The 10,526-nt window shown below is 63.3% G+C and carries 11 protein-coding genes; 6 read left to right on the plus strand and 5 right to left on the minus strand.

The genetic code is table 11. The features are described 5' to 3' along the window. Window positions 1-32 precede the first annotated feature (32 nt). From RHP72_RS18135 to RHP72_RS18155, 5 genes are all read left to right on the plus strand, one after another. Window positions 33-2,132, plus strand: a complete 2,100-nt coding sequence (locus tag RHP72_RS18135; RefSeq protein WP_030536630.1) for a DEAD/DEAH box helicase — start codon at window positions 33-35, stop codon at window positions 2,130-2,132. A gap of 160 nt (window positions 2,133-2,292) precedes the next feature. Continuing rightward, window positions 2,293-2,808, plus strand: a complete 516-nt coding sequence (gene ectA / locus RHP72_RS18140; protein WP_003944572.1) for a diaminobutyrate acetyltransferase — start codon at window positions 2,293-2,295, stop codon at window positions 2,806-2,808. A 48-nt stretch (window positions 2,809-2,856) separates the two neighbouring features. After that, window positions 2,857-4,119, plus strand: coding sequence for a diaminobutyrate--2-oxoglutarate transaminase (ectB, locus tag RHP72_RS18145; RefSeq protein ID WP_007731008.1), 1,263 nt, complete (start codon window positions 2,857-2,859; stop codon window positions 4,117-4,119). A gap of 15 nt (window positions 4,120-4,134) precedes the next feature. Further along, window positions 4,135-4,533: an ectoine synthase gene (locus RHP72_RS18150; protein ID WP_003944463.1), complete on the plus strand. Its 399-nt coding sequence runs from the start codon at window positions 4,135-4,137 to the stop codon at window positions 4,531-4,533. Window positions 4,534-4,542: 9 nt separating this feature from the next. After that, complete coding sequence (locus RHP72_RS18155) at window positions 4,543-5,475, plus strand: D-isomer specific 2-hydroxyacid dehydrogenase family protein (protein WP_007731007.1); 933 nt, start codon at window positions 4,543-4,545, stop codon at window positions 5,473-5,475. Window positions 5,476-5,519: 44 nt separating this feature from the next. On the opposite strand, the gene RHP72_RS18160 is transcribed toward RHP72_RS18155, so the two are convergent. Then, window positions 5,520-6,041, minus strand: coding sequence for a VOC family protein (locus RHP72_RS18160; RefSeq protein WP_134929644.1), 522 nt, complete (start codon window positions 6,039-6,041; stop codon window positions 5,520-5,522). 50 nt (window positions 6,042-6,091) lie between these two features. On the opposite strand from RHP72_RS18160, the gene RHP72_RS18165 reads away from it, so the two are divergent. Continuing rightward, window positions 6,092-6,949: an NAD-dependent protein deacetylase gene (locus tag RHP72_RS18165; protein WP_007730998.1), complete on the plus strand. Its 858-nt coding sequence runs from the start codon at window positions 6,092-6,094 to the stop codon at window positions 6,947-6,949. Here the strand turns inward: RHP72_RS18165 and proB are convergent. The 4 genes from proB to rplU all read right to left on the minus strand — a co-directional run bounded on the left by proB (window position 6,922) and on the right by rplU (window position 10,376). Continuing rightward, a complete protein-coding gene (gene proB / locus RHP72_RS18170) occupies window positions 6,922-8,025 on the minus strand; it encodes a glutamate 5-kinase (RefSeq protein WP_003944552.1) in 1,104 nt (367 codons plus the stop codon). The two genes, RHP72_RS18165 and proB, sit on opposite strands and share 28 nt — an antisense overlap. Before the next feature lie 44 nt (window positions 8,026-8,069). Continuing rightward, window positions 8,070-9,521, minus strand: coding sequence for a GTPase ObgE (gene obgE / locus RHP72_RS18175; RefSeq protein ID WP_003944579.1), 1,452 nt, complete (start codon window positions 9,519-9,521; stop codon window positions 8,070-8,072). 231 nt (window positions 9,522-9,752) lie between these two features. Then, on the minus strand, window positions 9,753-10,022 hold the full coding sequence (rpmA, locus tag RHP72_RS18180; RefSeq protein ID WP_003944532.1) for a 50S ribosomal protein L27: 270 nt from the start codon (window positions 10,020-10,022) through the stop codon (window positions 9,753-9,755). Between the two features lie 42 nt (window positions 10,023-10,064). Continuing rightward, complete coding sequence (rplU, locus tag RHP72_RS18185) at window positions 10,065-10,376, minus strand: 50S ribosomal protein L21 (RefSeq protein WP_003944533.1); 312 nt, start codon at window positions 10,374-10,376, stop codon at window positions 10,065-10,067. Window positions 10,377-10,526 lie beyond the last annotated feature (150 nt).

The following is a 10,526-nucleotide window of genomic DNA, read 5'->3' on the forward strand; positions in this document are numbered from 1 at the left end:
ACGTGTCGGCAGGGTCGTGCACCATGGGGTCCATGACCACCGCCACTGCCCCAGCCATGCGCGACGAAGCCGAGCGACTGCTCCGCGAACTCGCGGGGCCGGATGCCCGCCTACGCGAGGACCAGTGGACGGCCATCGAGGCGCTGGTGGTGCAGCGCAAACGCGCGCTCGTCGTACAGCGGACCGGCTGGGGCAAATCTGCGGTCTACTTCATCTCGGCGAAGCTGCTCCGGGCAACGGGCCACGGCCCCACCGTCATCGTCTCTCCGTTGTTGGCCCTGATGCGAAACCAGGTCAGTTCTGCCGAACGTGCCGGAGTGCGCGCCGCAACCATCAATTCGGGCAACGTCACCGAATGGGACGACATCCATGCCCGCGTCGCAGCCAATGATCTCGACGTCCTTCTGGTCAGCCCCGAGCGCCTGAACAACCCTGACTTCCGCGATCAGGTGCTCCCGGCCCTGGCAGCTGATGCCGGCCTGGTCGTAGTCGACGAGGCTCACTGCGTTTCCGACTGGGGCCACGACTTCCGTCCCGACTACCGCCGCATCAGGACCTTGATCGCCGAACTCGGCGAGGGCATTCCCGTCCTCGCAACCACGGCGACGGCCAACAACCGCGTCGTCGAGGACGTGTCCGCCCAACTCGGCGTCGGCGGTGAGGAAACCCTCGTCCTTCGCGGCGGGCTCGAACGCGAGTCGCTTCACCTCTCTGTAGTCCACATTCCGGAGGCGACGGCGCGCGCTGCCTGGCTTGCCGACATGCTCGAGACGCTGCCGGGTTCGGGCATCATCTACACGCTGACGGTTTCGGCCGCGCGCGACCTCGCAAGCCTGCTCTCCGAGCGCGGCCATACCGTCGCCGCCTACACGGGCCAGACCGATCCCACTGAACGTGAATCTCTCGAGCAGGACTTGTTGGGTAATCGCGTCAAGGCTCTGGTGGCCACCTCGGCACTCGGGATGGGCTTCGACAAGCCTGATCTCGGGTTCGTCGTCCACCTCGGCGCACCGTCGTCGCCGATCTCGTACTACCAGCAGGTGGGCCGCGCCGGTCGTTCCACCGACAGGGCAGACGTGATCCTCCTGCCTGGCGCCGAGGACAAGCAGATCTGGAGTTACTTCGCCTCGGTCGCCTTCCCCCGCGAGCACCTGGTCCGCAGCGTCATCGAACACCTCGACACCGAAAAGGCCACGTCGACACCGGCACTCGAACCTCTGGTGGAGCTCAATCGCACGCGTCTCGAGATGGTCCTCAAAGTCCTCGACGTCGACGGCGCGGTCAAACGCGTCAAGGGCGGGTGGATCAGCACCGGCGAACCCTGGGTGTACGACGCCGAGCGCTACGGCCGACTCGACGACGCTCGCCAGGCCGAGCAGGCCGCAATGGTCGAGTACCAGAGCATCACGACGTGTCGAATGACCTTCCTGCGTGAACAACTCGACGATCCTGGTCTGACCTCGGAGAACTCACAGTGCGGTCGCTGTGACAACTGCACAGGCAATCGCTACGACACCACTGTCGACACCGCCGCCCTCGACGAGACTCGGGCGCGCTTGCAGCGCCCCGGATTCGACCTGGAGCCGCGCAAGATGTGGCCGACCGGCCTGAGCAAGCTGGGCGTCAAGCTGTCCGGGAAGATCACCGAGGGGCCCGAAACCGGGCGCATTCTCGGACGGATGTCGGACCTGGGCTGGGGTCAACGTCTCCGCGCGCTTTTCGACGGTCCCGACGCCGAGGTACCCGATGCGGTGGTCAGCGCGTGTATCAGCGTTCTGGCCGCCTGGAATTGGGCCGAGCGACCCACCGGTGTCATGGCCCTCGAATCCACAACGCATCCTTTGTTGGTGTCGAGCCTGGCTGCCAAGTTGGCCGAGGTCGGGCGATTGACCGACCTGGGCACTCTTCGCTTGCGCCCCGACCACCCTCCGGTGTCGGCAGCGAACTCCGCCTACCGCGTGTCCGGACTGGTCGATGTTTGGGAAGTCCCGGACATGAGCATCCACCAGGGACCGATACTTCTTGTCGACGCAATCGCCGATACCGGTTGGACTTTCACGATGGCCGCGCGCGCACTTCGACAGGCTGGTGCTCACTCTGTACTTCCGTTGGCGCTCGCAAGCCCGAAATAGCGAGTTTTTGCCCGAAATAGTCGCTCCGACAACGGCAAAAGTTACATAATGTGAGCACCATCACATTCATGTCCTCACCTGGGGCGCAACGGGTTCCACACGGCCCGAAACGGACATCTGCATGACTTCGACAGCAATGATTGTTACGTTCAGATGACCGATGAAGCCTGTTGATACGAGAGCTATCCCGACCACCGCGCCGGACGCGGTGTTGTTCAGAAGCCCACAGATCGATGACGGAGTCCGGCTCTGGGAGATCGCACGTGATTCGAAGGTGCTCGACCTCAATTCGAGTTATGCATACCTGTTGTGGTGCAGGGATTTCAGCGCGACGTCCATCGTCGCGGAGGTAGACGGCCGCGTAGTCGGATTCGTTTCCGGTTATACCCGTCCCAGCGCGCAGGAAACCCTGTTCGTGTGGCAAGTTGCGGTCGACGAAGACCAGCGCGGCAAGGCAATTGCTGCCCGCATGCTGTCCGACTTGATGGATCGCACTGCCCCACTGGGTGTTACACATCTGGAGACCACGATCAGCCCCGACAACGAGGCTTCGATCGCACTCTTCACCGCGCTCGCACGTCGACGCGAAGTACCGATAACCAGGCAGACCTTGTTCTCGCCCAACGATTTTCCCGATGGACACGAAGCCGAAGATCTTTACACGATCGGCGCCTAGCGCACTTCGCGCTCGGCATACAGCATGCCCCGGAGGAACAAAGAAGATATGAATATCAACGAAGCAAGCATTTTTGAAACCCTCGAGTCCGAGGTTCGCAGCTACTGCCGTGACTGGCCCGCAGTGTTCACCAGCGCATCCGGATCCTGGATTCGTGACGAGAACGGACGCGACTACCTCGATTTCTTCGCCGGTGCCGGCGCCCTCAACTACGGCCACAACAACCCGGTGCTCAAGTCCGCACTGGTCGACTACATCATGAGCGACGGCATCACGCACGGCCTTGACATGTCGACAGTCGCCAAACGCGAATTCCTCGAGACCTTTCAGCGCAACATCCTCGAGCCGCGCGGCCTGGACTACAAGGTCCAGTTCCCCGGCCCGACCGGATCGAACACCGTCGAGGCTGCACTGAAGCTGGCCCGCAAGGTCACCGGACGTTCGGCAGTCATCAACTTCACCAACGCATTTCACGGAATGACACTTGGTGCACTCTCCGTGACCGGCAACTCGATGAAGCGCGCGGGCGCCGGTGTCCCCCTCGTGCACACGACACCGATGCCCTTCGACAACTACTTCGACGGCGTCACCGAGGACTTCCAGTGGTTCTCCCGCGTTCTCGATGATTCCGGCAGTGGAATCAACCGCCCCGCGGCAGTGATCGTCGAAACCGTGCAGGGTGAAGGTGGCGTCAATGTCGCTCGCCCCGAATGGCTTCGGGCGCTGGCAACACTGTGCTCGGATCGCGGAATCCTGTTGATCGTCGACGACGTCCAGATGGGTTGCGGCCGTACCGGCCCGTTCTTCTCCTTCGAAGAGGCCGGAATCGTTCCCGACATCGTCACGTTGTCCAAGTCGATCAGCGGCTACGGAATGCCGATGGCGCTCACGCTGTTCAAGCGTGAACTCGACGTCTGGGGACCGGGCGAGCACAACGGCACCTTCCGCGGCAACAACCCGGCGTTCGTCACCTCCAAGGTGGCACTCGACCACTACTGGTCCGACGACGCACTCACCAAGACGACGTTGAAGAAGGGCGCACGCATCAGCGAATGCTTCGCCAACCTCTCCGATCAGTTCCCCGGCGAGGTCTCGCACCGCGGGCGTGGCTTGGTTCAGGGCCTCGTCTTCGAACAGCCCGAGCGCGCCGGCAAGGTCTGCCAGTTGGCATTCGACGAGGGATTGCTCGCCGAGACCTCCGGACCCTCCGACCAGGTTGTGAAACTGCTTCCCGCACTGACGATTACCGACGACGAGCTCGAGCACGGCCTCTCCATCCTGGCCGAGGCGACACTCAAGGTCTGCAGCTAGAGGAAGGACTCTCCCATGATCGTTCGCACCACCACCGAGATCACCGACACCGACCGCGACATCACGAGTGAGGACGGAAACTGGCGCAGCAAGCGCATCGTCCTCGGCGGCGACCGCGTCGGGTTCTCGTTCCACGAGACCACCATCAAGGCGGGTTCGGTCAACGAGTTCCATTACGCCAACCACGTCGAGGCTGTCTGGCTCGTCGAGGGCACCGGCAAGCTGATCGACCTCGACAACAACAAGGAATACGATCTCGCACCGGGGTCGATGTACCTGCTCAACGGCCACGAGCGTCACCGCGTCGAGCCGGACACGCAGATGCGCATGCTGTGCGTGTTCAATCCGCCGGTCACCGGGCGTGAGGTGCACGACGAGAACGGTGTCTACCCACTGGTGGAGGTCCCCGCGTAGCGTCTAGTCATGGCGACTGACACCTCTCCACGCGTAGCGATCGGCCCCGTCCCCGATGCACTGCTCGACAGCGCGGTGCTTCGGGGCGGTGGTCTGATCAGTCCGATCGACACTGCGGACGCCCTGATCTGGGCGGGCTCACCCGAGACCTTTCCGTCGGAGTTACCGGCGTCGGTCAGGTGGGTGCAGCTTCCGTCGGCGGGAATCGAGGATTGGTTCGACTCCGGTGTGATTCCGAAGGACACAGAAATCACGTGGACCTCGGCGGCCGGTGCGTTTTCGGCGTCGGTGGCCGAGCATGCACTCATGCTTCTCTTGGCCGGAGTTCGTCACTTGCCTGCACACATCGAGGCTCGAACGTGGCGTCAGTTCGAGTTCTTTCCCAAGATCGGCACCCTTCGTGGCTCGACGGTTGCGATCATCGGCGCGGGCGGTATCGGCCGCGCGCTGATTCCGATGCTGGCCGCGCAGGGGGCGGACAGCATCGCAGTCAATCGTTCCGGTAGCCCGGTCCCCGGGGCGATCTCCACGTACCCCGCATCCAGAATGGATGAAATCTATTCTCGCGCAGATCACTTCGTGATTGCTGCGCCCGCCACCCCGGCCACCCGTCACCTCGTGGGCCGTGCGCAGTTGGCGGCGATGCAACCCCATTCCTGGGTGATCAATGTCGCGCGCGGATCACTGGTCGACACCGACGCACTGGTCGAGGCCATCGAGTCGGAACAGATCGGCGGCGCCGGTCTCGACGTCACCGATCCCGAACCCCTCCCGGACGGTCACCCACTGTGGGATCTGACGAATGCGATCATCACACCCCACGATTCCAATCCGCCAGGCGTTCGCCCCGCCGCGTTCGCGGATCACGTCTCCAAGAACGTGACCCGCTTCGCGAAGGGTGAGGCGCTGGCTGCCCTCGTGGACCCCGTAGCCGGATACTGAGAACGCCGCCGAAGCTCGAATTCTCGGACCACGGTTGCCACAAATTACTGTGGCGACTGCGTCTCCGGAAAGAAGAGCGCCCGCGCCCGGCGAGCGACCTCTTCGGCAGGTACATCCTCGACCTTCGTGCATACTGCCCACCTGTGGCCGAACGGATCGAGAAACACTCCATGCCGGTCGCCCGAAAATGTATCGGCCACAGCCGTGACCAGCGTGCCCCCCTCGGCGACTGCCCGAGCGACAAACTCGTCCGTGTCCTCGGTGTAGACGACGATCGACGAATGCACCCAGCCGTCCTGCGGTGATTTGAGACCGAAGTTCGGCATCTCCTGCGAAAGCTGCAGCATCGAATCGCCGATCCGGATCTCCGCATGCATGAGGGAGCCGTCAGGTGCATTCATCGCATCGACTATCTCAGCTCCAAGTGCTCGTTTGTAGTAGTCGAGTGCGGCGTGGCCGTCCGGCACCGCAAGGTAGGGAGTGATCGTGCGGTAACCAGCGGGGATCGGGTTCACTGTGTTCATGTGTACGAGTATTGGCGATCGCACACGTGTTCTATTGAACATTTCGGACTTCCTCCGCGCCTCCGTCTCGCACACGCGCCTATCCTGGAACGGTGCCTACCGACAACAGCCGCCTCGACGCCCTTCCCGAGCTCCTGGCCGGCCGTCGCCTGGCAGTTCTGACGGGCGCCGGCATCTCCACCGACTCCGGAATCCCGGACTACCGCGGACCTGATTCACCCCCGCGCAATCCGATGACGTTCCAGCAGTTCATCGGCGATCCGGCGTTTCGGCGGCACTACTGGGCGCGCAACCACATCGGCTGGCGATACATGGACAGCTCCCGCCCCAACCAGGGCCACCGGGCCGTCGCGGCACTGGAACGAACAGGGCGAGCCGTCGGCGTGATCACCCAGAACGTCGACCTCCTGCACACCAAGGCCGGCGCGCGAAACGTCATCGACCTCCACGGCACCTACGCGCAGGTTCGATGCCTGAGCTGCCAGCGGCTGATCTCCCGTACCACTCTCGCGGAGAGACTGGAAGAAGCCAATCCTGGATTCGCCGAAACAGTCGCTGCTGCAACAGGAGTCGAAATCGCACCCGACGCAGATGCCGTGATCGAATCCACCGCACACTTTCGCGTCGTGGATTGCGCCGTGTGCGGTGGCTTACTCAAACCGGACATCGTCTACTTCGGCGAATCCGTCCCCAAGGAACGCGTCGCCCGTGCATACAGCCTTGTCGACCAATCCGACGCTCTGTTGGTAGCCGGGTCGTCGTTGACCGTGATGTCCGGCCTACGTTTCGTCCGGTATGCCGCCAAGACCGGGAAGCCGATCGCCATCGTCAATCGAGGCACGACTCGCGGCGACGAATTCGCCGACCTCAAGCTCGAAGTCGGTTGCGCTGAAGCACTTTCCGCCCTCGTCGAACACGAAAGCTACAGCGCCACCAAGTCGTCCGCGTGAACCACAGGACGCTGCATGTCGGCCGGTAGATCGGTGGTGGAGCGCCCCAGGATCTCCTCGATCTCCGCAGCGTCGAACGCAACGACACCCCGGGCGACGGGCTTCTCCCCCGGCCCCATCAGGGACACTACGTCGCCGGCGTGGAAGTCACCGGATACACCGACGATGCCAGCGGACAGAAGGCTTCGACGCTTGGACACGACCGCGCGGACGGCGCCTTCGTCGAGGTGGAGGTCACCCGATGTGTCAGCGGCGTGACGAACCCAGAATCGGCGGGCCGACAATCGCGTCGGCCGGGGCGCAAATGCCGTTCCGACATCGGCACCACTGAGTGCCTGCGCAGCGTCCGATGCTGCCGCGAGCAGAACCGGCACGCCGGAATCAGCGGCCAGGCGTGCTGCTGAGAGCTTCGACGCCATGCCTCCGGTACCGAGGGCGCCACCCGAACCGGCAACCACACCGTCGAGATCCTCGGGACTGTTGACCTCGGGAATCAGTGTGGCATCGCCCTTTCGGGGATCCCCGTCGTACAGTCCGTCCACATCCGACAGCAGGATCAACGCGTCGGCGCCGACCAGATGAGCAACCAGTGCAGCCAGCCGATCGTTGTCACCGAATCGAAGTTCGGTGGTGGCAACGGTGTCGTTCTCGTTCACGATCGCCACCGCGTGCAATGCCCGTAGACGATCGAGTGTCCGTTGGGCGTTGCGGTGCTGCGTCCGTCGAGCGATGTCGTCAGCCGTGAGTAGAACCTGCCCGACGGTACGGCCGTAACGGGCGAACGACGTACCCCAGGCGTGAGCCAGAGCCAACTGACCGACGCTGGCCGCAGCCTGCTTGGTCGCGAGATCGCGAGGCCGCTTGGTCAGTCCCAGCGGCGCCAGTCCGGCGCCGACGGCACCGGACGAGACGACGACGACATCGGAACCCGCACGCATGCGAGCCTCGATGGCGTCGGCCAACAGATCGAGTCGGTGAGTATCGAGTCCCGCCACCAGACTGGTGAGCGCAGACGACCCGATCTTCACGACGATACTGTGAGCCGACGCTATCGACTCCCTGGTGGACCCGAGCACAGTCCCGTTCCCTCTCTTCGGTTTTCGTCCTGAAATCGCGTGGGTCAGGCGTCTTCGTCGAGCAAGCCGCGGCGGACACGACGCGCGTGCTTGCGCTCGTCGGCGCCGATGCGCTCCACCTGATCGAGACGCGGGTCGGTTCCACGGCCCGTGCGGGTCAGATCGATACCGGCCGGCGTCATCGGCTCCCACTCGAAGCTGACGTCGCCGATGGTGACGGAAGCTCCTGGCTGAGCGCCCTTCTTGACCAATGCGTCCTCGACGCCCAATCGAGCAAGACGGTCGGCGAGGTAACCAACGGCCTCGTCGTTGTCGAAGGCGGTCTGACGAATCCACCGCTCCGGGCGGGTGCCTCGGACGACGAACCCACCGGGAATATCGGGATCCTTCTCGATGGTGAAGCTGGAATCCTTGACCTTGACCGGGCGAATGACCTGGCGCTTCGGCTCGGGCTTCGGATGAGCTTCGCGGTAGTCGCGGACCATCTTCGCCAGCGCGAATGTCAACGGTCGCAATCCTTCTCGGCTCACCGCCGAGATGGTGAAGACCGGCCATCCGCGAGCTTCGATCTCAGGCGTGACCATTTCGGCCAATTCGGCGGCCTCGGGAACGTCGGTCTTGTTGAGGATGACGACGCGCGGGCGCTTGTCGAGGTCGCCGAGTCCCGAATCGCCGGAGAGCGCAGGCGTGTACGCAGCCAGCTCTGCTTCCAAGGCGTCGATGTCGGAGATCGGGTCACGTCCCGGATCGAGGGTGGCGCAGTCGATCACGTGCGCCAATACGGCGCAGCGTTCGATGTGGCGCAGGAAGTCCAGGCCCAAACCGCGGCCTTCGCTGGCACCGGGGATCAGCCCGGGCACGTCGGCGACGGTGAAGGTGGTGTCGCCGCTCGAGACGACGCCGAGGTTGGGGACCAGAGTGGTGAAGGGGTAGTCGGCGATCTTCGGCTTGGCCGCAGAGAGAACGGACACAAGCGAAGACTTACCGGCGGAGGGGAATCCGAGCAGACCGACGTCGGCTACCGACTTGAGTTCGAGAACCAGGTCACGCTCGACACCGTCCTCACCGAGGAGTGCGAAACCGGGAGCTTTGCGGGCTTTCGAGGCGAGTGCTGCGTTGCCGAGTCCGCCGCGGCCGCCCTGAGCGGCGTCGAAGCGTGAACCGACTCCCACGAGGTCGGCAAGCACGTTGCCGTCGGTATCGAGAACCACAGTTCCATCCGGAACCTTGAGGATGAGGTCTTCACCGTTTGCACCCTCGCGGTTGCTGCCGGCGCCCTGCTTGCCGTTGGTCGCCTTCGCGTTGGGATGGAAGTGAAAGTCGAGGAGGGTGTGGATGTTCTCGTCGACCACAAGGATGACGTCGCCACCGCGACCTCCGTTGGCACCGTCCGGACCGCCGAGCGGTTTGAACTTCTCGCGGTGTACGGAGGCGCAACCATTGCCGCCTTTTCCAGCGCTGACGTGCAGCACAACACGGTCAATGAATCGGGACATGACTGCCGGATCCTTCCTCAGTCAATTGCGGGTCTCACGCGATGAGCTGAACTTCTGGTGAGCAGGGTTGCTCGGGGCAAAACGGGTACTGCTTAAACAAACGATAGGGGCGGACCGGGTTATTTCAACCCTGGTCCGCCCCTATCGGGAGCTTGGAACGCGTCACTCTCTTACCGAAAGCAGAACCGGCTTACCGAAGTAGAACCGATGACGCACAACTAGCGAGAAAGACTAGACCTCAGCCGCAACGACGGCCGGAACGATGTTCACGGTCTTGCGTCCACGCTTCTGGCCGAACTCGACTGCACCGGCAGCGAGAGCGAACAGGGTGTCGTCGCCGCCACGGCCGACGTTGACGCCGGGGTGGAAGTGCGTGCCGCGCTGGCGAACCAGGATTTCGCCTGCGCTGACCGACTGGCCGCCGAAGCGCTTCACGCCGAGGCGCTGGGCGTTTGAATCGCGACCGTTACGGGAGCTGGATGCACCCTTCTTATGTGCCATGCTATTGACCCTCCTCGGGTGAAATTAGCTAGAAAGAACTGGTTACTTGATGCCCGTGACCTTGAGCACCGTGATCGGCTGCCTGTGGCCCTGACGCTTGTGGTAACCGGTCTTGTTCTTGAACTTGTGGATGCGGATCTTCGGGCCCTTGGTGTGCTCGACGATCTCACTGGTGACTGCGACCTTGGCCAGCTTGGCCGCGTCGGTGGTCAGGTCAGATCCGTCGACCACGAGAACGGGAGCAAGCGAGACAGCAGTGCCGGGCTCACCCTCGATCTTCTCGACCTTGACGAGGTCACCAACAGCGACCTTGTACTGCTTTCCGCCGGTCTTGACGATCGCGTACGTTGCCATCGGAGGGCTACCCCTTGCTTCTTCGAACTTGCTCGCGCTGCTGCCTGAGGCTTCAAATGCATCGCGACTGGTCTGGTTTATGTCACCTCGGCTCGGCACTGACGTACCGGGACATTCACGCGCACTCTAGGCACACGGAATCTCTACCGC

The sequence above is a fragment of the Rhodococcus sp. SG20037 genome, from assembly GCF_031763325.1.
GTDB lineage: Bacteria > Actinomycetota > Actinomycetes > Mycobacteriales > Mycobacteriaceae > Rhodococcus_F > Rhodococcus_F qingshengii.